Here is a 21,910-nt window from a genome sequence, read left to right as displayed (position 1 = left end):
CTCCATGAACGGCGTGCCGAACGGCAGGTCGGCCGGCAGCAGCTGGCGCCGGCGCAGGGCGTCGTCGAGGGTGCGCTGCTTGGCTTCGAGGTCGGGCTGAACCTGCGCGACAAGATCAAGCTCGGCGCCAGCGGCAAGATCGTCAGCGCCTTCGATATCGCCAGCGTGCTGGCCATCGGCGCGGACTGGGCCAACTCGGCGCGCGGCTTCATGTTCGCCATCGGCTGCATCCAGTCGCAAAGCTGCCACACCAACAAGTGCCCCACTGGCGTCGCCACTCAGGACGCCCTGCGCCAGCGCGCCCTGGTGGTGCCGGACAAAGCTCAGCGGGTGCTGAACTTCCACCATAACACCCTGCACGCCCTGGCCGAGATGCTCGCCGCCGCGGGCCTGGCACACCCTTCGCAACTGGAGGCCAAGCACCTGGTACGACGCATTTCGGCCACCGAGATCAAGCTGTTCTCGCAGATGCACGTGTTCCTCAAACCGGGTGAATTGCTCACCGGCGAAGTGGATGGACAGTTCTATTCACGCATGTGGCAACTGGCGCGAGCCGATAGCTTCGAGCCGCATAGCGAGGCCGCCTAAGCGCATGTGGGGCGGGTAAAACCGCCCTCATCGTCTTGGGCCCTTTCCAAACGCCCGTTTCCTACAAATTTTTCACCAATGCCGGTCAACGTCTAAGCTTCAGACAAGCAAGAAGAAAAACCCTTGGCCGGACTGAACACTATGGGCGCACTGTGGCAATCGGAACCAACCAGAACGGACGCACCCGAAATACCTCTGGCCGATGCCCCACAGCCGAAGACACCCCGTCAACGTCGCCTGTGGTGGCGGCTGATCCTGCTGATCGCATTGGTAGCCATCATTGCGATCGGCTTTGCCGTCTATGACGAAATCAACAACTCGAAGCTGCAATCGCGCGAGTTCAGCCGCCTTGCCGATACCCTCACCTACTCCCTGGAGCCCGGCCCCAGCGATGCCATCGTCTACCCCGGCGAAGGCCCGTTCGACAAGCGCCTGGGCTACAGCGCCCTGGGTGAATTCCTGCCACGGCTACTCAAGCGCGACTACCTGATCAGCGAGCAGGTACGCTTTTCCCCGGCGTTGATGCGCTATGTGGACCACGGCCTGTTCGTGCCCTACGTGGAGAAGATCCAGGCCGGGCTGTCGATCACCGACTGCCGTGGCGATGCCCTGTACCAGTACCACTACCCCCAGCACCTGTACCCCGACTTCCCGGCCATTCCCCCGGTGATCGTCAACAGCCTGCTGTTCATCGAAAACCGCGACCTGCTCGACCCCCAGGACCCACGCAACAACCCGGCAGTGGATTGGCCACGCTTCGCCAAGGCCGCCTATAGCCAGGTGGCCAAGTACCTGGCCCTGCCCGGCCAGTCGGCCGGCGGCAGTACCCTGGCGACCCAGCTGGAGAAGTACCGCCATTCACCGGACGGCTTGACCGTCTCTGGTGCCGAGAAGCTGCGCCAGATGTTCTCTGCCAGCGTGCGCGCCTACCAGGGCGGGGAAGACACTACAGAGGCGCGCCAGCGCATCGTGCGCGACTACCTCAACAGCGTGCCGCTGTCGGCAGTACCGGGGCATGGCGAGGTGCATGGCATGGCCGAGGGCCTGCGGGTGTGGTACGGCGCCGACTTCGACCAGGTCAACCAGGCCCTGACCTCCACTGCCAGCGACGAGAAAAGCCTGGCCGAACGCGGGCTGGCCCTGCGCCAGGTGCTGTCGCTGATGATCGCCCAGCGGCGCCCATCGCATTACCTGTCCAAGGGCCGCATCGAACTGGTGGAGCTGACCAACTCACACATCCGGGTGCTTGCCGCCAACGGCGTCATCGAAAAGCCACTGGCCGACGCCGCGCTAGCCAGCAAGGCGGTGTACCGCGACTGGGTGGCGCAACCGACCATCGTGCCGATCATCACCAACAAGGGCATCAGCCTGGCGCGCAACCGCCTGGCGGCCATGCTCAACCGCCCGCTGTACGACCTCGACCGCCTCGACCTGTCGGCCACCAGCACCTTGCAGGCCGACCTGCAAACCCAGGCCAGCCAATACCTGAAGAACCTCGCCGACCCCGAGTTCGCCGCGCAGATGGGCCTGATCGGCGAGCGCCTGCTCACCCCCAAGACCACCGACCAGGTGAGCTACAGCTTCACCCTGTTCGAGCGCACCGCCGATGGCTCGCGGGTGCGGGTGCAAACCGACAGCACCGACCAGCCCTTCGACATCAACGAAGGCAGCAAGCTGGAGCTGGGCTCCACCGCCAAGCTGCGGGTGCTGACCACCTACCTGGAGATCATCGCCGAGCTGCACGACAAGTACGCCGGCATGCCCGTGGCCGAGCTGAAGAAGGTCGAAGTGGCCGAGCTGGACCGCATCACCCAGTGGTCGCTGGAATGGCTGACGCAGAACAGCAAAAACCAGAGCCTCGACGCCATGCTCGACGCCGCCCTTGAGCGCAAGTACTCGGCCAACACCGGCGAGGCCTTCTTCACCGGCGGCGGCATGCACGTGTTCAACAACTTCCGCAAGGAAGACAACATCCGCAACCCGACCCTCAAGGACGCGCTGCGCGAATCGATCAACCTGCCGTTCATTCGCCTGATGCGCGACCTGGTGCGCTACGTCACCTACCAGCAGCCCTACAACCGCGAACCGATCCTGCGCAACGACGCCGACCCGCGCCGCCAGGAGTACCTGGCGCGCTTCGCCGACCGCGAGGGCACCAACTACCTGATGCGTTTCTGGCGCAAGTACCAGCGCAAGACCTCGCAGCAGCGCCTGGACACCTTCCTCGACAGCATGCGCGTCACCCCGCAGCGCCTGGCCGCCGTGCACCGCTACCTGTTCCCCGAGGCCGGCCAGGAAACCTTCAACGCCTTCGTGCGCGCCCACACCGCCAAGGACAAGATCGCCCTGGCCAAGCTCAGCGACGGGCGTCTGTCGGAGATGTATGCCGCCTACGGCCCGGGCAAGTACGACCTGCCCGACCAGGGCTATATCGCCAAGGTGCATCCACTGGATCTGTGGCTGCTCGGCTACCTGCTGAAGAACCCCAGCGCGACCATGACCGACATGGTCAATGCCAGCCGCTTCGAGCGCCAGGAGGTGTACAGCTGGCTGTTCAAGAGCCGCCACCAGGGCGCGCGCGACAGCCGCATTCGCACCATGGTCGAGATCGAGGCGTTCCTCGATATCCACCAGCGTTGGAAGCGCGTGGGCTACCCGTTCGACCACCTGGTGCCATCGCTGGCCACCGCCATCGGCAGCTCCGGCGACCGCCCGGCGGCGTTGTCCGAACTGGTCGGGATCATCCAGAACGATGGCGTGCGCCTGCCGACCCTGCGCATCGACACCCTGCACTTCGCCGCCAACACGCCCTATGAAACCAAGCTGATCAGCGACCCGGACCGCGGCCAGCGGATTCTCAAGGTCGAGGTGGCGCGGGCGCTGAAGGGTGCCATGTCGCAGGTGGTCGATGCCGGTACCGCGCGGCGTATCTCCGGCAGTTTCAAGCTGCACGACGGCACCTTGCTGGTGATGGGCGGCAAGACCGGCACCGGCGACAACCGCCTGCAAAGCTATGGCGCCGGGGGGCGGTTGATCGGCTCGCGCTCGCTGAACCGCACCGCCACCTTCGTGTTCTTCCTCGGCGAACACCACTTCGGCACCCTCACCGCCTTCGTGCCAGGGCGCTCGGCGGAGACCTTCACCTTCACCTCGGCATTGCCGGTGCAGGTGCTCAAGGGTATGGCGCCGATCCTCATGCCGTACCTGGAGCCGGGAAATGCCAACGAATGCAAGCCGCCGCAACTGGCGGCCGGGCCGGTCACATCAGCCCACGCATCGAATTAGTTGATGATAATCATCTGCATTTAGAGTCTTGTGTTTAGATATATCGCGAGTAATATCTTGAGATATATCTAAACGCGGAGCCTCGTTCATGCGTGACCATTCCCACCACGACCCATTCGAGCGCCGCCCTGGCCGGGGCGAGCGCGGCCCGCGGGTCTTCGCCCCGGGTGACCTGAAGCTGCTGATGCTGTCGATGCTGGCCGAGCAACCCGGCCATGGCTACGACCTGATCCGCCAGATCGAGAACCTGTTCGACGGCAGCTACAGCCCCAGCCCCGGGGTGATCTACCCCACCCTCAACTTCCTCGAAGAAGCCGAGCTGATCACAGGGCAAGCGCAAGGCAGCAAGCGCCTGTACGTGATTACCGACGCCGGCCGCCAAGCGCTGGGTGAACAGGCAGTGGCCCTCGACGGCGTGCGCATGCGTATCGAAGTGAGCAAGCGCGCGCTGCGTGGCCACGACCGCCCGCCGGAAATCCACGAAGCCGTGGGCAACCTGCGCCATGCCCTGCACATGCACAGCGGCCACTGGACGCCCGAGGAAATCCAGCGGGTCCGCGACCTGCTCAACGAAACCGCCAAGGCCATCGCTTCGGGGCCTGCGGTGCCCGTTCAGGAGAACACCCCATGAGCGAGACCATTCACCGCGTCAACCACGAGATCAAACAGCGCCGCCTGCACGTGCTGCGGGTAACCGAGCTGACCCCACGCATGCGCCGCATCACCCTGGGCGGCCCCGAGCTGGCCGGTTTCACCAGCCTTGGCAGCGACGACCACATCAAGCTGCTGTTCGCCCTGAACGATGAAGAGCGCCAGGCCATCGACGCTCGCAGCCTGGGACGCGACGGGGCCGCGCGCCCGACCATGCGCGAATACACCCCGCGGCGTATCGACTTGGCGGCCAACGAGCTGGACATCGACTTCGTACTGCATGGCGACGGCCCGGCCTCGACCTGGGCGGCCCAGGCCAAGCCGGGGCACACGTTGGATATCGCCGGGCCGCGTGCCTCGATGGTGGTGCCGGACATCTTCGACAGCTACCTGCTGGTGGGCGACGAAACGGCGATACCCGCCATCGCCCGGCGCCTTGAACAATTGCCCGCGGGCCGCCAGGTGCTGGCAGTGATCCAGGTCGAGGACGAACAGGAGCGCCAGCCGCTGGTGAGCGCGGCGCAGGTGGAGGTGATCTGGGTACGTCGGCATGACGAAGACTTGCTGGCGCTGCTGCGCAACCTGGCACTGCCGCAAGGCAAGCTGTATGGCTGGGTAGCACTGGAGAAAGGCCTGACCCGACAGGCCAAGGCGCTGCTGCTGGAGAAGGGTGTGGCAGAAGACGCACTCAAGGCCGCAGCCTACTGGCGCCAGGATGGCACTGCAGACGACGCGTGAAACAAGATGACAGTATCGGCCCTGCGGGGCCTGGTACTGTGTCAAGACACCCGCCGCCCCCACCAGCGATCCACTCCGATCACCAGCAAGCCAATCCCCCAGAACCCCGCCAACACCCCCAGCGCGTTCAACAGCACCTGCCCATACCCCAGGCTGGCGACATCGATGAACGGGTACGGGTACACCCCGATCTCATGCCCACGCCACAGCGCGAACAGGAAGTACACCAGCGGATACAGGCTCCACGCGCCCAGGTGCCAGAGCCGCAGGTGGCCCTTGGGCACCTCGATACACCAATACAACACGAACACCAGCGGCATCACGTCGTGCAGCAGTTCATCGGCCAACCATTGCCAGCCCTGCGGCTGCCACAGGTGGCGCAGCAGCAAGCTGTAGGCCAGCGCCACCAGCACGATGCTCACGGCCACTCCCGAGCTCACCAGCGGTGACAGGAACCATCGCCTGGCCGCCGACTCGCGGCCAAACGCCGCCTGGCTCAGCACCGTTGCCACCAGGGTATTGGTCAGTACCGTGAAGTAACCGAACAGGTTCACCAGCCCGCCGATCAGGCTGGCCTGCTCCTGCCAGCGCGCGATCAGCACCAGGTACAGCTGGATGCTCAGCCCCACCCAGCCAAGGCAGGCGGCCAGGCTTAGCCAAGGGCGCTGCACCCTCAAGCCTTGCGCTGCAACTTCACATACAACTGCTCGACCTTTTCCCGGGCCCAGGGGGTCTTGCGCAGGAAAGTCAGGCTCGACTTGATGCTCGGGTCGCTCTTGAAGCAACGAATGTCGATGCGCTCGGCCAGGCCTTGCCATTGGTAGTGGGCCACCAGCTCGGTGAGGACCTGCTCCAGCGTCTTGCCGTGTAGCGCGTTGTGTTGGGCCGTGCTCATGCCAGTGCTCCCGCTGAGAAAGATGCGCACCTTACACGAGTGTAGTGGGCTGCGCCGCCCCTCTGGCCAGCGGGCTGAATTCGTGCTGAAATATAAACGTTACATTATAACAATGCATTCAAACCTTACCCTTCCACGGAACGTCACGATGCTCGCCCTGCGCCTTTCCCCCCTCGCCGCCGCCCTCTGGCTGGCCGCTTCGCCCAGCCAGGCGGTAGAACTGGAACCCCAGGTCATTACCGCCAACCCTCTCGGCAGCCAACAGCTGGCCACCCCCACCACGGTGCTCGAAGGCGACAGCCTGTTGCAGCAGCAACACGGCAGCCTCGGCGAGACCCTGAACAAGCAACCCGGGGTTGCCTCCACCTGGTTCGGCCCAGGCGCCAGCCGCCCGGTCATCCGGGGCCTGGACGGCGACCGCATTCGCATCCTGCGCAATGGCGTGGGCGCCCTGGACGCGTCGTCGCTGTCCTATGACCATGCCGTGCCGCTGGACCCGGTGAGCGTCGAGCGCATCGAGATCGTCCGCGGCCCCGCCGCATTGCTGTACGGCGGCAACGCCATCGGCGGGGTGGTCAACACCTTCGACAACCGCATCCCCGACGCGCCCATCGAAGGTATCCACGGCGCGGGCGAGCTGCGCTACGGCGGTGCCGACACCACCCGCAGCAGCGCCGGCAAGCTCGAGGCAGGCAACGGCACCTTCGCACTGCACCTGGATGCCAACAGCCGCCAGTTCAACGACCTGCGCATTCCCGGCTACGCCCGCAGCTCCAAGGTGCGCGACGCCGACGAGCCGGGCAGCAAGCACCGCCTGGAAAACAGCGATGGCCGCCAGGACGGCGGTGCGGTCGGCGGTTCCTACCACTGGGACCATGGCTATGCGGGTCTTTCCTACAGCGGCTATGACAGCAACTACGGCTCGGTGGCCGAACCCGGCGTGCGCCTGGACATGCAACAAGACCACTACGCCTTCGCCTCGGAACTGCGCGACCTCGAAGGCCCGTTCAGCTCGGTCAAGCTCGACGCTGGCTACACCGACTACCAGCACCGTGAAATCGAATCGGGCGAGGTGCATACCACCTTCAAGAACAAGGGCTACGAGGCCCGCATCGAAGCCCGCCACCAGCCGATCGGGCCGCTGGAGGGCGTCATCGGTGCCCAGGTCAGCCGCAACGAATTCTCTGCCCTTGGCGAGGAAGCGTTCGTGCCGCACACCGACACCGACAGCCTGGCGCTGTTCCTGCTCGAGCAGTGGCAGGCCACCGAGCGCCTGAACCTGAGCCTGGGCGCACGCTTGGAACACACCCGGGTAGAGCCGGATGCCAAGGGCAACGAAACCTTCGCCAACGCCGACAGCAACAGCAGCTTCAATGCCATCAGCCTGTCCTCCGGTGCGGTGTACCAGCTCGACCCGGTCTGGGCACTGGCCGCCAGCCTCGGCTACACCGAACGTGCGCCGACCTTCTACGAGCTGTACGCCAACGGTGCGCACGTCGCCACCGGTGCCTACGAGGTGGGCGACCCAAACCTGAACAAGGAGAAGGCGATTTCCGGCGACCTGGCCCTGCGTTTCGACAATGGCACCCACAAGGGCAGCGTGGGGGTGTTCTACAGCCATTTCCGCAACTACATCGGCCTGATCGGCAGCGGCAACCTGCGCGAAGGGCATGACCATGGCGACGAGGACGACCATGACCACGACCACGAACTGCCCGAGTACCTGTACCAAGGTGTACGTGCACGCTTCTACGGCATCGAGGCCCAAGACCGCTGGCAACTGGTGGAAAACCGCTATGGCAGCTTCGCCCTGGAGCTGTCCGGCGACTACACCCGTGCCAAGAACCTCGACAGCGGCGAGCCACTGCCACGCATCGCCCCCCTGCGCCTGAACAGCGGCCTGGTATGGGAGCGCAACCGCTGGCAAGCGCGCGTCGACGTACAGCATGCCGCCTCGCAACGCCGCAAACCGGCCAACGAAACCGGCACCGATGGCTACACCACCCTGGGCGCCAGTCTCGGCTACCGCTTCGATATCGGCCAAAGCGAGTGGCTGGCCTTCGTGCGCGGCGAAAACCTGACCGACCAGACCGTGCGCTATGCCAGCTCGATCCTGCGCGACATCGCACCGGCGCCGGGGCGCAGCGTGGAAGTCGGGTTGCGTACTAGCTTCTAGGGTTTGTATGAAAAGTCGCCGAGCGGCGATCCTGCAAGGCGAAAACAGGCGAGGAACGGCCGGGGTCGCGCCCGACTTGACTGGTTGTCAATGAGCATTCCGACCGGGCTGGCGCACCAGCCTGTTTTCAACGCAGCAGGATCGTCGCGCAGGCACTTTTCGTACAAAGCCTAAGGCATACCAATACCAATCGAACGGCTATCAAAGCAGGGGGTCAATGGCCTGAAAGGGGAATATCGCGCCGGGTGCTACTACAGTAATTCGTAGGAAAGTTCGGCAGGAAAAGGAGACACTGCGATGAGCACCGACGGAGCCAAGAAGGGCAGTCGCTGGCTACCGCGCCTGGTCGGCGTGCTGTTGCTGCTGATGGGCCTGGCCTTGCTGGCAGGCGGCATCAAGCTGAGCCAGTTGGGCGGCTCGGTCTACTACCTGGTGGCCGGTATCGGTTTCATCCTGTCAGGCATCCTGCTCATCGCCCTGCGGCGTATCGGCATTGGCCTGTATGCCTTGGTCCTGCTGGGCAGCACGGTCTGGGCCCTGTGGGAAGTGGGCCTGGACTGGTGGCAACTGGTGCCGCGCCTGGCCATCTGGTTCGCCCTCGGTGTGGTCTTGCTGCTGCCGTGGGCGCGTCGCCCTCTGGTCGGCCCGTCCTCGAAGGTCAATGTTGCGCTGCTGGCCGTCGCCGTGGTCGCCTCCGGGGCCACGGCCATCGCCAGCCAGTTCACCCACCCCGGCGAAGTCTTCGGCGTATTGGGCCGCGACAACAGCGAAATGGCCAGCGCCGCGCCCGCCATGCCCGACGGCGAATGGCAGGCTTATGGCCGTACCGAATACGGCGACCGTTACTCCCCCCTGCGCCAGATCACCCCGCAGAACGTCTACCGCCTCGAGGAAGCCTGGCGCATCCGCACTGGCGACCTGCCCAGCGACAACGACCCGCTGGAGCTGACCAACCAGAACACCCCGCTGAAGGTCAACGGCATGCTCTACGCCTGCACCGCGCACAGCCGCGTGCTGGCCCTGGACCCAGACACCGGCGCCGAGATCTGGCGCTTCGACCCACAGGTGAAAAGCCCGGTAGGCACCTTCAAGGGCTTCGCCCACATGACCTGCCGTGGCGTCTCGTACTACGACGAGAACCGCTACGTCAGCCGCGACGGCAGCCCGGCCCCGAAAATTTCCGAGGCGGGCCAGGCCGTGGCTATCGCCTGCCCGCGCCGCCTCTACCTGCCCACCGCCGACGCCCGCCTGATCGTACTCAACGCCGACAACGGCAAGGTCTGCGAAGGCTTCGCCAACCAGGGCGTGATCGACCTCACCCGCGGTATCGGCCCGTTCACCGCTGGCGGCTACTATTCCACCTCGCCCGCAGCCATCACCCGCGACCTGGTGATCATCGGCGGCCATGTCACCGACAACGAGTCGACCAACGAACCCTCCGGCGTGATCCGCGCCTACGACGTACACGACGGTCGCCTGGTGTGGAACTGGGACAGCGACAACCCCAACGACACCAAGCCCCTGGCCGACGGCAAGACCTACAGCCGCAACTCGGCCAACATGTGGTCGATCGCCAGCGTCGATGAAGACCTGGGGCTGATCTACCTGCCCCTGGGCAACCAGACTCCCGACCAGTGGGGCGGCAACCGCACCCTGGGCGCAGAAAAATACAGCGCCGGCCTCGTCGCCCTGGACCTGGCCACCGGCAAGGCACGCTGGAACTACCAGTTCACCCACCACGACCTGTGGGACATGGACGTCGGCAGCCAGCCAACCCTGGTGCACCTGAAGACCGACGATGGCATCAAGCCTGCGGTGATCGTGCCGACCAAGCAAGCCAGCCTGTACGTGCTCGACCGCCGCGATGGCACGCCGATCGTGCCGATCCACGACGTGCCGGTCCCCCAGGGTGCCGTGGAAGGCGACCGCACCGCCGCCACCCAGCCCCGCTCCGAGCTCAACCTGCTCGGCCCGGAACTGACCGAACGCGCCATGTGGGGCGCCACGCCGTTCGACCAGATGCTGTGTCGCATCCAGTTCCGCAGCCTGCGCTACGAAGGCCAGTACACACCGCCGTCCGAGCAGGGTTCGCTGATCTACCCCGGCAACGTCGGCGTGTTCAACTGGGGCAGCGTGTCGGTCGACCCGGTGCGCCAACTGCTGTTCACCTCGCCTAACTACATGGCCTTCGTGTCGAAGATGGTGCCGCGCGACCAGGTGGCCGCAGGCAGCCAGCGCGAAAGCGAGACCAGCGGTGTGCAGCCCAACAGCGGCGCACCCTATGCCGTGACCATGCACCCGTTCATGTCGCCACTGGGCGTGCCTTGCCAGGCGCCGGCCTGGGGCTATGTAGCGGCCATCGACCTGTTCACCAACAAGGTGCTGTGGAAGCGCAAGAACGGCACCACCCGTGACAGCACCCCGATCCCGATCGGCCTGCCGCTGGGTGTGCCGAGCATGGGCGGCTCGATCGTCACTGCCGCAGGCCTGGGCTTCCTTAGCGGCACGCTGGACCAGTACCTGCGTGCCTATGACGTGCACGACGGCAAGGAGCTATGGAAAGCGCGCCTGCCAGCAGGCGGCCAGGCCACACCGATGACCTACACCGGCAAGGACGGCAAGCAATATGTGCTGGTGACCGCCGGCGGCCACGGCTCGCTGGGCACGCGGATGGGCGACTACATCATCGCTTACAAACTTGCCGACTAATGCGCCTAAAGAATCGCCACACCCCCTGTAGGAGCGGGCTTGCCCGCGAAGAAGTCACTGCGGTGTATGGCTAGGGCGTTGCCCTGGTTCGCGGGCGAGCCCGCTCCTACAGGGAGTGCGTTGCTCTTTAGCGCGGCACCATCACTGACAAAACACCCACTTCGTCTACCATTGAAACGCTTCCCCTCCCGCCCCATCTAAGCACCATAGTCATTCACGCAGGTGCCCCATGAGCGACCAGCAGGATTTCCCGGAACACCCCGACGAACACAGCGAAGTCGAACACCTCGACGCCCAGGCCGCCCCTGGTCATGCCCTGGCACTGCCCGGCCAGCAGCTGCCGGACAAGGTCTACGTCATCCCGATCCACAACCGCCCATTCTTCCCGGCCCAGGTATTGCCGGTGATCGTCAATGAAGAGCCCTGGGCGGAAACCCTCGACCTGGTCGCCAAGACGCCGCACCACGCCCTGGCGCTGTTCTTCATGGACACCCCACCGGCCGACCATCGCCACTTCGACACCCAGGCGCTGCCGGAGTACGGCACCCTGGTCAAGGTGCACCACGCCAGCCGCGAAGGCGGCAAGCTGCAATTCGTCGCCCAGGGCCTGACCCGCGTGCGCATCCGCACCTGGCTCAAGCACCACCGCCCGCCGTACCTGGTGGAAGTGGAATACCCACGCCAACCCACCGAGCCCAACGACGAGGTCAAGGCCTACGGCATGGCGCTGATCAATGCGATCAAGGAGCTGCTGCCGCTCAACCCGCTGTACAGCGAAGAACTGAAGAACTACCTCAACCGCTTCAGCCCCAACGACCCCTCGCCCCTCACCGACTTCGCCGCCGCGCTCACCTCGGCCACCGGCAACCAGTTGCAGGAAGTGCTCGACTGCGTGCCCATGCTCAAGCGCATGGAGAAGGTGCTGCCGATGCTGCGCAAGGAAGTCGAGGTGGCACGCCTGCAGAACGAGATTTCCGCCGAGGTGAACCGGCAGATCGGCGAGCACCAGCGCGAGTTCTTCCTCAAAGAGCAGCTCAAGGTCATCCAGCAAGAGCTGGGCCTGACCAAGGACGACCGCAGCGCCGACGTCGAGCAATTCCAGCAGCGCCTGGAGGGCAAGACACTGCCGGACGCCGCCAAAAAGCGCATCGACGAGGAAATGGGCAAGCTGGCGATCCTCGAGACCGGCTCGCCCGAGTACGCCGTCACCCGCAACTACCTGGACTGGGCCACCGCCCTGCCCTGGGGCGTGTATGGCGACGACAAGCTCTACCTCAAGCATGCGCGCAAGGTGCTCGACCAGCACCATGCGGGCCTGGACGACATCAAGGAACGTATCCTCGAGTTCCTCGCGGTCGGCGCCTGGAAAGGCGAGATCAGCGGCTCGATCGTGCTGCTGGTGGGCCCGCCCGGCGTGGGCAAGACCAGCATCGGCAAGTCCATCGCCGAGTCCCTGGGTCGGCCGTTCTACCGCTTCAGTGTCGGCGGCATGCGCGACGAAGCGGAGATCAAGGGCCACCGCCGCACCTACATCGGCGCCCAACCGGGCAAGCTGGTGCAGGCGCTGAAGGACGTGGAGGTAATGAACCCGGTGATCATGCTCGACGAGATCGACAAGATGGGCCAGAGCTACCAGGGCGACCCGGCCTCGGCGCTGCTGGAAACCCTGGACCCGGAGCAGAACGTCGACTTCCTCGACCACTACCTGGACCTGCGCCTGGACCTGTCCAAGGTGCTGTTCGTGTGTACCGCCAACACCCTGGACTCGATCCCAGGCCCCCTGCTCGACCGCATGGAAGTGATTCGCCTGTCGGGCTACATCACTGAAGAAAAACTGGCCATCGCCAAGCGTCACCTGTGGCCCAAGCAGCTGGAGAAGGCCGGCGTGTCCAAGGCCAGCCTGAGCATCAGCGACAGTGCCCTGCGCCTGGTGATCGAAGGCTATGCCCGCGAAGCTGGCGTGCGCCAGTTGGAGAAACAGCTGGGCAAGCTGGTGCGCAAGGCGGTGCTCAAGCTGCTGGAGAACCCCGACGCCAAGTTGAAGATCGGCGCCAAGGACCTGGAAGCAGCCCTGGGCATACCGGTGTTCCGCAGCGAGCAGGTGCTGGCCGGCAAGGGCGTGATCACCGGCCTGGCCTGGACCAGCATGGGCGGCGCCACGTTGCCCATCGAAGCCACGCGTATCCACACCCTGAACCGCGGCTTCAAGCTGACCGGCAAGTTGGGTGAGGTAATGAAGGAGTCCGCCGAAATCGCCTACAGCTACGTGAGTTCCAACCTCAAGCAGTACGGTGGCGACCCCGGTTTCTTCAATGAGGCCTTCATTCACCTACATGTACCGGAAGGCGCCACGCCCAAGGATGGCCCTAGTGCTGGCGTCACCATGGCCAGCGCCTTGCTGTCACTGGCTCGCGACCAGGCGCCGAAGAAAGGCGTGGCCATGACCGGCGAGCTGACCCTCACCGGGCAGGTGCTGCCGATCGGCGGCGTGCGGGAAAAAGTGATCGCCGCCAAGCGGCAGAAGATCTTCGAGCTGATCTTGCCGGAGGCCAACCGTGGCGATTTCGAGGAGCTGCCGGACTACTTGCGTGAAGGGCTGACCGTGCACTTCGCCAAGCGCTTCGCCGACGTGGCGAAAGTGTTGTTCTGAGGCACCCGGTTCCTTCAGGGCCCATTCGCGGGCCCTGAAGGACCACACAAACTCGCATCCGCATCGGTTATCCTCAGGCCATCGCCCGCCTCAGGAGCCCCCATGACCTACGCCCGCCTATTGCTCCCCCTGAGCCTTGCCCTGCTCGCCGCCTGCGCCCAGCACCCGCGGCAATCCGTCGAGCTGGACGCCGAGAGCGAATGCCCTCAACGTCTGCAAGTCGGCCAGACCCTGACCCTCAGCCTGCCCAGCAACCCCACCACTGGCTACCGCTGGAGCGTGCAGAATGCCGCACCGAACGTGCTACGCAGCCTTGGCCCCGAGGTCTATAACAGCCCCGAAGAAGCCGGCATCGTTGGCAGTGCCGGGGTTTCAACCTGGCGCTTCCAGGCCACCGCTCCCGGCGAAGGCCAATTGTTGGTGGTCTACCAACAACCTTGGGCCCCCGAAGTGCAGCCCGTGCAAACCTTCGATTGCGCCATTCGGGTGAAATGACCGGCAGCGTCGGTCAGTCGGCCATGCATCCTTGGCGCGGTTTGGCTAGAATGCCGCCCCTCGATTCTGCCCGTTGAACCTGGACCTGCCGTGAGCAAAGAACCCGACCGCCTATTCGCCCAACCCCTGGAGCAGGTACCCGACTTCGTCTTCAACGAAGACGTGGTGCGCGTGTTCCCGGACATGATCAAGCGCTCGGTGCCCGGCTACCCGACCATCGTCGAGAACCTCGGCGTGCTCGCCGCACGTTTCGCCCAGCCGAACACCGCCCTGTACGACCTCGGCGCCTCACTGGGTGCAGTGACCCAGTCGCTGCGCCGCCACGTGCGCGCCGAAGGTTGCCGGGTGATCGCCGTGGACAACTCCGCGGCCATGGTGGAACGCTGCCGCCAGTACCTCACCGCCCAGGACTCGATGTTCCAGGAACTGCTGCCGGTGCAGGTGCTGGAAGCCGATATCCTGGCCTTGCCGTTGCAGCCGGCCTCGGTCGTGGCGATGAACTTCACCTTGCAGTTCATCGCCCCCGAACAGCGCCTGGCGCTGCTCGGCACCATCCGCCAGGCACTGCTGCCAGGCGGTGCCTTGATTCTTTCGGAAAAACTGCGCTTCGCCGACGACCAGGAACAGGCGCTGCTCAACGACCTGCACCTGGACTTCAAGCGCGCCAACGGCTACAGCGACCTGGAAATCGCCCAGAAGCGCAGTGCCATCGAAAACGTGATGAAACCCGACACCCTTGAAGCCCATCGCGAGCGACTGCACGCCGCCGGGTTCTCCAAGGTGGTGCCGTGGTTCCAATGCCTGAACTTCGCCTCGCTGATTGCCCTGCCATGATCGACCTCTCCCCCCTCGTCCGCCGCCTGGCGGGCACCCCGCTGGCAGCCTGGTCGCAGGGCCTGTCTGCGCAACTCGAAGCCAAGCTTGAGAAAGGCCATGGCGACCTCGACCGCTGGCGCGGCGCGCTGCAAGCCTTGCCCGAGCTACAACCGAGCGAAATAGACCTGGCCGACGCCCTGCGCCTGGACAGCGACTGCGACGACGCCACCCGCGCGCAACTGCGCGCCGCACTGATGGGCCTTTCGCCCTGGCGCAAAGGGCCGTTCGAGCTGTTCGGCGTGCATGTCGACACCGAGTGGCGCTCGGACTGGAAATGGTCGCGGGTCGCCCCGCACCTGGACCTGGCCGGCAAGCGCGTGCTCGACGTAGGCTGCGGCAACGGCTACTACCAGTGGCGCATGCTCGGCGCCGGCGCCGACATGGTCATCGGCGTAGACCCGAACTGGTTGTTCTTCTGCCAGTTCCAGGCCGTACAGAAATACCTGCCGGAGCTGCCCGCCTGGCACCTGCCCTTCGCCCTGGAAGAGCTGCCCGCCAACCTCGAAGGCTTCGACACGGTGTTCTCCATGGGCGTGTTCTACCACCGCCGCTCACCCATCGAGCACCTGCTGGCGCTCAAGGACTGCCTGGTCAAGGGCGGTGAACTGGTGCTGGAAACCTTGGTGATCGAAGGCGATGAAAGCCAGGTGCTGGTGCCAGAAGATCGCTACGCGCAGATGCGCAACGTATGGTTCCTGCCGTCGGTACCGGCCTTGGAGCGCTGGTTGCGGCGGGCGGGCTTCAGCGATGTGCGCTGCGTGGACGTGAGCGTGACCAGCATCGAGGAACAACGCAGCACCGACTGGATGCGCTACCAGTCGCTCGGCGACTTCCTCGACCCCAACGACCACAGCCGCACGATCGAAGGGCTGCCAGCGCCGCGCCGCGCTACCTTGCTGGCGCGTAAATAAAACAGGCGCCCCTAGGGGCGCCCAAACCTCCCTGCACTACCGGAGCGCAGTGGCGCAGGGGCGTGCAGTCAATCCTTGGCCACCTGGCGGGCCTTTTCGTGCGGTTGCTGGCGCGTGCTCTCGGCGACGGCTTTTTGCCGGTCGCCATGCAGTCGCTGCTGGTCCTCGCGGAACGCCGCCCAGAACTGCTGGGAGCGCTCGGCGCCGCCCTCGGCCAGCGCCGTGGAGCTGCCCAGGGCGAGGATCGCCAGCAGCAGGTATTTGCTCAGGTTCATCGTGCTTGCCTCGTAGTCGCATTTCAGACAGCGCCATCCTAGGCCGGGCAAGCTAACGCGAAGGTGAGCCGCACATTACAGTGCTGCAAGGCTCGCCTTGCGAGGGGGCAGGCCTTTCAGGCACATGACCCGAACATTACAAATTTGCAATCTGCGCAACCGCCACCACGCCATGGCGTAACATCCTGCCCCTTGACCCTGAACCCGCTACAAGGTCGAGAATCACGACCTTTCTCCTGCCGAGCCCGCTCCCCATGCGCCTACTGATCGTCGAGGACGAACCCCGCACCGCGGACTACCTGCAACAAGGCCTGCGCGAAAACGGCTACGTGGTCGATTGCGCCCACACCGGCACCGACGGCCTGCACCTGGCCCGCCAGCACGCCTATGACCTGGTGATCCTCGACGTCAACCTGCCTGAACTGGACGGCTGGGGCGTCCTGCAACGGCTGCGCGCCGAGTCGTCCACGCGCATCATGATGCTCACCGCCCACGGCCGCCTGGCCGACCGGGTCAAGGGCCTGGACCTGGGCGCCGACGACTACCTGCTCAAGCCGTTCGAATTCCCCGAGTTGCTGGCGCGTATCCGCAGCCTGCTGCGACGCACCGACCAGCACCTGCAACCCAGCACCCTGAAAGTGGCGGACCTCGAGCTCGACCCCGGCCGTCATCGCGCCTGGCGCGCCGGGCAGCGCATCGACCTCACCGCCAAGGAGTTCGCCCTTCTGCACCTCTTGATGCGCCAGAGCGGCGAGGTGCTGTCGCGCACGCAGATCATCTCGCTGGTGTGGGACATGAACTTCGATTGCGACACCAACGTGGTAGAGGTGTCGATCCGTCGCCTGCGGGCGAAGATCGACGACCCGTTCGAAGACAAGCTCATCCATACCCTGCGTGGTGTTGGCTATGTACTCGAGGCACGTGCGTGAGAAACACCAGCCTGTCCTTGCGCCTGGGCCTTTCAGTCACCCTGATGGGCGCAGCGCTGGTTTTGCTACTGGCGTGCCTTGCTGTGTTCGCCCTCGACCACGAACTGGACAGCCGCGCCCACCGCGACCTGGCGCGCAAGATGCTGCAGGTCGAACATAACTTGCGCGTCGATCTGCGCAGCGGCGACCTGGCCGCTCGCGCCCACCCGCTGCTCGACCTGGTGATGGGCCATGACAATCTCAGCCTCAACGTGCTCGCCACGAGCAGCCGCCACCCGCCGCTGCTGAGCCTGGGGCCTGCGCTACAGGCCGAAACCTTGCGCCAGCTCGAGGTCGGTGAACAGCTGGCGTTCCGTTCCTGGAAAGACGGCGAAGGCCGCGAGTTGCTCAGCGCCAGCCGCCTGATGCGCCTGCGCGACGACACCCCGGTACGCGTCACCATGACCCTCGACCGCGCCGACGACAACGCACTGTTGCAGGCCTACCTGAACTCCACCCTGCTGGCCCTGCCGGTGCTGTTGCTGCTGATCGGCTTCGCGGCCTGGAAGCTGGTGCAACGCGGCCTGAGCCCGCTGCGCCGGTTCCGGCGCATTGCCGGGCAGGTCTCGGCCCAAACGCTGACCCATCGCTTGCCAGGCAGCGGCCTGCCCCAGGAACTGGCCGAGCTTGCGGCCAGCATCAACGTCATGCTCGACCGCCTCGACCAGGGCGTGCGCCAGCTGTCGCAGTTCTCCGACGACCTGGCCCACGAGCTGCGCACCCCCATCAGCAACCTGATGGGCAAGGCCCAGGTCACCCTGGGGCGCGAGCGGGACAGCGCACACTACCGCGAAGCGCTGGAAGACAGCATCGAGGAACTGACCCGGCTGAACCGCATCATCAACGACATGCTGTTCCTCGCCCAGGCCAGCCAGCCCCAGGCCGAAATCACCCTCAAGCCACTGGCGCTGGCAGACGAGGTGGCCCGGGTGGGCGAGCTGTTCGCCTTCAGTGCCGAGCTCAAGGACATCGAACTGCATGTGCAGGGCTGGGGCACGGCGATGGTCGACCGGTTGATGCTGCAACGGGCGCTGTCCAACCTGTTGAGCAATGCCATACGCCACAGCCCTGATGGGCAGGTGGTGGAGGTAGGTGTCGAGCGGCATGGCGGCGAGGTGTGGCTGTGGGTGGAGAACCAGGGCGCAGGGATCGCCCAGGAACATCTGCCGCAACTATTCGAGCGTTTCTATCGGGTGGGGTGTGGGCGGTCGCGGCTGGAGGGCGGTACTGGGTTGGGGTTGGCGATCGTGGCTTCGATCATGCAACTGCATGGTGGGCGGGTTGAGGTGAGCAGCCTGCCGCAGGGGCCTACGCGGTTTACCTTGGTGTTTCAGTCAGAGTGATGCCGCCTGTGTCGGCCTCTTCGCGGCGGTTCGGCGCGAAGAGGCCGACACGGTCACCGGTCAGCGCGAGGCCGCGACGATCAGCGCCTTCATCTCTGCCACTGCGGCCTTGAAACCGACGAACAGCGCATGCGCCACCAGCGCATGACCAATGTTCAGCTCATTGATGCCCTTGATCGCCGCCACCGCCTCGACGTTATGGTAATGCAGGCCATGGCCTGCATTGACGATCAGGCCCTGACCCACGCCAAACGCCACGCCATCGGCGATGCGCTTGAGTTCCTCGGCCACCTCGGTAGGCGTTTCGGCATCCGCGTAGCGCCCGGTGTGCAGCTCGATGGCCGGGGCACCGACACGGCGCGAGGCTTCGATCTGCCGCTCATCGGCATCGATGAACAGCGACACTTCAGCGCCAGTACGCACCAGACGCTCCACCGCCGCCTTGATTCGCGCTTCCTGGCCCGCCACGTCCAGGCCACCCTCGGTGGTCAGCTCCTGGCGGGTCTCCGGCACCAGGCAGATATGCGCCGGGCGAATGCGCTCGGCGAAAGCCATCATTTCCTCGGTGACGCCCATCTCGAAGTTCATGCGGGTCTGCAGCACGTCCTTGAGCAACAGCACGTCGCGCTCCTGGATATGCCGACGGTCTTCGCGCAGGTGCACGGTGATGCCGTCGGCACCCGCTTCTTCGGCGTCCAGCGCGGCCTTGACCGGGTCTGGGTAACGGGTACCCCGGGCCTGGCGCAGGGTCGCCACGTGGTCGATGTTGACGCCGAGAAGCATGCGGTTGCTGTGAGTCACGGAAGGGTTCTCCTGAAGATTTAGCGCCACAGCATACGATGTGCTCAGCGCTTGCGAAACAGTTCCCGGCTGACCAGCGGCTTGGGCCCCAGGTGCACCGCCAGTGCCTGGCGCATCAGGCGCTTGGCGGCCAGCAGCGCACCAGGGGCGTTCCAGTCGGCCTCGGCCAGCGCCAGCAACTCGGTGCCGCCGAACAGCCCTGGCTGGAACAGCTCGACCCGCTCGAGCCCAGCATCCACTTGCAGGCGGTACAGGCCATCGGTCACGACCGGGTGGCCATTCACGTCCTGGTCCAGCGCGAAGGCGTAACCGAGCTCATCCAGCAGGCGCCATTCGAACGAACGCAGCAAGGGCTCCAATGGCCGCCCACTGGCCAGGGCCTGCAAGGTCAGGGTGTAGTGCTCGAACAGCGCCGGGTGCGGCGCCTCGGCGGGCAGCAGGCGCATCAGCAGTTCGTTGAGGTACAGGCCGCTGAACAGCGCATCGCCATGCAGCCAGGCGGCAAGCCCGGTGGTGTCCAGGCGACCGACGTTCTTCAGCTCGCCACGCCCGCGCAATTCCACTTCCAGCGGCACGAAGGGCCTGACCGGGCTGCCTGCCTTGCCACGGGCACGGCGCAGCACGGCGCGCACACGGCCCTGGGGCGTGAGGAAGTCCACCAGAGCGCTGGTTTCCTTGTAGGCGCGGCTGTGCAGCACGTAGGCGGGTTGGGCGGTGGGCTGTTCCATGCGCTATCTCTGAAGGCCAGATGAACGTGTAGGAGCGGGCTTGCCCGCGAATACGTCAGTGAATTCACCATCGCATTCGCGGGCAAGCCCGCTCCTACAGGGCATGCCGATTGCTCGAGCCTTTACAGGTCGCCGTAGCCCAGCGAACGCAAGGCGCGCTCGTCGTCGGACCAGCCGCCCTTGACCTTGACCCACAGGTTAAGCATCACCTTGGCGTCGAACAGCGTCTCCATGTCCTTGCGCGCCTCGGAGCCAATGCGTTTGATGCGCTCGCCCTTGTCGCCGATGATGATCTTCTTCTGCCCGTCACGTTCCACCAGGATCAGCGCATGGATATGCAGTACATGCCCCTGCTGCTTGAATTCCTCAATTTCCACGGTGATCTGGTACGGCAGCTCAGCGCCCAGCTGGCGCATGATCTTCTCGCGCACCAATTCGGCGGCGAGGAAGCGGCTGCTGCGGTCGGTGATCTGGTCTTCGGGGAAGAAATGTTCATTCTCCGGCAGGTGCTTGGCGATCAGCGCTTCGAGGGCGTCGAGGTTATGTCCCTGCTGGGCGGAAATCGGCACCACCTCGGCGTTCGGCAACTGCTCCTGGAGCCATTGCAGGTGCGGGATCAGCTCGGCTTTTTCCTCGATCCGGTCGGTCTTGTTGACCGCCAGGATCACCGGGCCACTGACGTACTGCACGCGCTCCAGTACCAGCTGGTCCTCGTCGGTCCAGCGGGTACGGTCGACCACGAAGATCACCACGTCGACGTCCTTCAAGGCCGCCGAAGCGTTGCGGTTCATGTAGCGGTTCAGGGCCTTGTCGTTGGCCTTGTGCATGCCGGGGGTGTCAACGTAGATCGCCTGAACATCACCTTCGGTCTTGATGCCGAGCATGTTGTGACGGGTGGTCTGCGGCTTGCGCGAGGTGATCGCCAGCTTCTGCCCGAGGATGTGGTTGAGCAAGGTCGACTTGCCCACGTTCGGGCGGCCGACGATAGCCACGTAGCCGCAGCGGGTCGGGTTGTTGTCAGTCATTGCCATTCTCCACGCCCAGGGCGATCAGTGCCGATGCCGCGGCGACTTGCTCGGCGATACGCCGGCTTACGCCCTGGCCACGGCTCTTGTTGTTCAGCAGCACCACTTCGCATTCGACGAAGAAGGTGCGGCAGTGCGGTTCGCCCTGGATGTCCACCACTTCGTAGCGCGGCAGCTCGCAACCACGCGACTGCAGGAACTCCTGCAGGCGGGTCTTGGGGTCTTTGTTGGTATCGACCAAGGTCAGGCCATCGAACTCATCGGTCAGCCAGGCCAGGATGCGCTCGCGGGCGGTGTCCATGTCGGCATCCAGGTAGATGGCGCCAATCAGCGCTTCCAGGGCATCAGCCAGGATCGACTCGCGGCGAAAACCGCCGCTCTTGAGCTCACCCGAACCCAGGCGCAGGTACTCGCCCAGGTCGAAGCCACGTGCCAGTCGGGCCAGGGTCTCGCCCTTCACCAGGCGCGCGCGCAAGCGCGACAGCTGGCCTTCGCGGGCCTGCGGGAAGCGCTCGAACAGTGCCTCGGCGGCGACGAAGTTGAGGATCGAGTCACCCAGGAACTCCAGGCGCTCGTTGTTACGCCCGGCGTAGCTGCGGTGGGTCAATGCCAGCAGCATCTGCTCCTGGTCTTTGAAGGTGTAGCCGAGCTTGCGCTCAAGGCGGGCAAGGGAAGCACTCATGGGGCCACCCGTGGTGTAGTAGAAGCGTTCAAATCAACATCCTGAGAGACTGTTTGGCTGTGATTGGTCGTTCAAAAACGACGAGTTTCCCGATCCCTGAGAACACAGCCTATG

The 21,910-nt window shown here is 65.0% G+C and carries 19 protein-coding genes; 12 read left to right on the top strand and 7 right to left on the bottom strand.

All coding sequences use genetic code 11. The annotated features are described in order from the left end of the window. The 4 genes from ACQKPE_RS15660 to ACQKPE_RS15645 all read left to right on the top strand — a co-directional run. The coding region (locus ACQKPE_RS15660) for a glutamate synthase-related protein (RefSeq protein ID WP_427667208.1) at positions 1-588 on the top strand (588 nt) is incomplete at its 5' end. 141 nt (positions 589-729) lie between these two features. Beyond that, positions 730-3,873, top strand: a complete 3,144-nt coding sequence (locus tag ACQKPE_RS15655; protein WP_427667214.1) for a transglycosylase domain-containing protein — start codon at positions 730-732, stop codon at positions 3,871-3,873. Positions 3,874-3,961: 88 nt separating this feature from the next. Continuing rightward, complete coding sequence (locus ACQKPE_RS15650) at positions 3,962-4,504, top strand: PadR family transcriptional regulator (protein WP_427667206.1); 543 nt, start codon at positions 3,962-3,964, stop codon at positions 4,502-4,504. Beyond that, complete coding sequence (locus ACQKPE_RS15645) at positions 4,501-5,262, top strand: siderophore-interacting protein (RefSeq protein WP_427667204.1); 762 nt, start codon at positions 4,501-4,503, stop codon at positions 5,260-5,262. The genes ACQKPE_RS15650 and ACQKPE_RS15645 overlap by 4 nt, the downstream gene beginning before the upstream one ends. 41 nt (positions 5,263-5,303) lie before the next feature. Here the strand turns inward: ACQKPE_RS15645 and ACQKPE_RS15640 are convergent, their stop codons facing one another. Both ACQKPE_RS15640 and ACQKPE_RS15635 read right to left on the bottom strand, forming a co-directional pair. Continuing rightward, entirely contained in the window at positions 5,304-5,933 is a 630-nt protein-coding gene (locus tag ACQKPE_RS15640; RefSeq protein ID WP_427667203.1) for a Pr6Pr family membrane protein, read from the bottom strand. 2 nt (positions 5,934-5,935) lie between these two features. Beyond that, on the bottom strand, positions 5,936-6,157 hold the full coding sequence (locus ACQKPE_RS15635) for a VF530 family DNA-binding protein (RefSeq protein ID WP_427667201.1): 222 nt from the start codon (positions 6,155-6,157) through the stop codon (positions 5,936-5,938). A gap of 148 nt (positions 6,158-6,305) precedes the next feature. Here ACQKPE_RS15635 and ACQKPE_RS15630 point away from each other — a divergent pair, with 148 nt between their 5' ends. The 6 genes from ACQKPE_RS15630 to cmoB all read left to right on the top strand — a co-directional run bounded on the left by ACQKPE_RS15630 (position 6,306) and on the right by cmoB (position 15,974). Beyond that, positions 6,306-8,333: a TonB-dependent receptor gene (locus tag ACQKPE_RS15630; RefSeq protein ID WP_427667199.1), complete on the top strand. Its 2,028-nt coding sequence runs from the start codon at positions 6,306-6,308 to the stop codon at positions 8,331-8,333. Positions 8,334-8,630: 297 nt separating this feature from the next. Then, positions 8,631-11,042 (top strand): glucose/quinate/shikimate family membrane-bound PQQ-dependent dehydrogenase, encoded by a 2,412-nt coding sequence (locus ACQKPE_RS15625; protein ID WP_427667198.1) that lies wholly within the window; start codon positions 8,631-8,633, stop codon positions 11,040-11,042. Positions 11,043-11,271: 229 nt separating this feature from the next. Then, entirely contained in the window at positions 11,272-13,692 is a 2,421-nt protein-coding gene (gene lon / locus ACQKPE_RS15620) for an endopeptidase La (RefSeq protein ID WP_427667196.1), read from the top strand. 102 nt (positions 13,693-13,794) lie between these two features. After that, positions 13,795-14,187: a protease inhibitor I42 family protein gene (locus tag ACQKPE_RS15615; RefSeq protein ID WP_427667194.1), complete on the top strand. Its 393-nt coding sequence runs from the start codon at positions 13,795-13,797 to the stop codon at positions 14,185-14,187. Positions 14,188-14,277: 90 nt separating this feature from the next. Continuing rightward, on the top strand, positions 14,278-15,021 hold the full coding sequence (gene cmoA, locus ACQKPE_RS15610; RefSeq protein WP_427667192.1) for a carboxy-S-adenosyl-L-methionine synthase CmoA: 744 nt from the start codon (positions 14,278-14,280) through the stop codon (positions 15,019-15,021). Beyond that, positions 15,018-15,974 carry a tRNA 5-methoxyuridine(34)/uridine 5-oxyacetic acid(34) synthase CmoB gene (gene cmoB / locus ACQKPE_RS15605; RefSeq protein ID WP_427667190.1) on the top strand — a complete coding sequence of 319 codons (957 nt, stop codon included), beginning with the start codon at positions 15,018-15,020 and terminating at the stop codon, positions 15,972-15,974. Before cmoA ends, cmoB begins: the two co-directional genes overlap by 4 nt. A gap of 68 nt (positions 15,975-16,042) precedes the next feature. On the opposite strand, the gene ACQKPE_RS15600 is transcribed toward cmoB, so the two are convergent. After that, positions 16,043-16,249 carry a hypothetical protein gene (locus ACQKPE_RS15600; protein ID WP_427667188.1) on the bottom strand — a complete coding sequence of 69 codons (207 nt, stop codon included), beginning with the start codon at positions 16,247-16,249 and terminating at the stop codon, positions 16,043-16,045. A gap of 254 nt (positions 16,250-16,503) precedes the next feature. Between ACQKPE_RS15600 and ACQKPE_RS15595 the strand changes: the two genes are divergently transcribed. Together ACQKPE_RS15595 and ACQKPE_RS15590 are read left to right on the top strand one after the other, a co-directional pair. Next, positions 16,504-17,178 carry a heavy metal response regulator transcription factor gene (locus ACQKPE_RS15595; RefSeq protein ID WP_427667186.1) on the top strand — a complete coding sequence of 225 codons (675 nt, stop codon included), beginning with the start codon at positions 16,504-16,506 and terminating at the stop codon, positions 17,176-17,178. Next, complete coding sequence (locus tag ACQKPE_RS15590; RefSeq protein WP_427667184.1) at positions 17,175-18,560, top strand: heavy metal sensor histidine kinase; 1,386 nt, start codon at positions 17,175-17,177, stop codon at positions 18,558-18,560. Before ACQKPE_RS15595 ends, ACQKPE_RS15590 begins: the two co-directional genes overlap by 4 nt. A 60-nt stretch (positions 18,561-18,620) precedes the next feature. Here ACQKPE_RS15590 and pdxJ read toward each other — a convergent pair whose 3' ends face one another. From pdxJ to rnc, 4 genes are all read right to left on the bottom strand, one after another. Beyond that, positions 18,621-19,343 (bottom strand): pyridoxine 5'-phosphate synthase, encoded by a 723-nt coding sequence (gene pdxJ, locus ACQKPE_RS15585; protein ID WP_427667212.1) that lies wholly within the window; start codon positions 19,341-19,343, stop codon positions 18,621-18,623. Positions 19,344-19,405: 62 nt separating this feature from the next. Next, positions 19,406-20,089 carry a DNA repair protein RecO gene (gene recO / locus ACQKPE_RS15580; RefSeq protein ID WP_427667182.1) on the bottom strand — a complete coding sequence of 228 codons (684 nt, stop codon included), beginning with the start codon at positions 20,087-20,089 and terminating at the stop codon, positions 19,406-19,408. Between the two features lie 122 nt (positions 20,090-20,211). After that, positions 20,212-21,114 carry a GTPase Era gene (era, locus tag ACQKPE_RS15575; RefSeq protein ID WP_427667180.1) on the bottom strand — a complete coding sequence of 301 codons (903 nt, stop codon included), beginning with the start codon at positions 21,112-21,114 and terminating at the stop codon, positions 20,212-20,214. Continuing rightward, complete coding sequence (gene rnc, locus ACQKPE_RS15570; protein WP_375100509.1) at positions 21,107-21,796, bottom strand: ribonuclease III; 690 nt, start codon at positions 21,794-21,796, stop codon at positions 21,107-21,109. The genes era and rnc overlap by 8 nt, the downstream gene beginning before the upstream one ends. Between the last annotated feature and the right edge of the window lie 114 nt (positions 21,797-21,910).

The sequence above is a fragment of the Pseudomonas sp. NPDC089554 genome (assembly GCF_050280645.1).
In the GTDB taxonomy this organism is placed as follows: Bacteria; Pseudomonadota; Gammaproteobacteria; order Pseudomonadales; family Pseudomonadaceae; genus Aquipseudomonas.
Note: the sequence above shows the minus strand (reverse complement) of the source record. Positions and strands in the feature narration are given on the sequence as shown.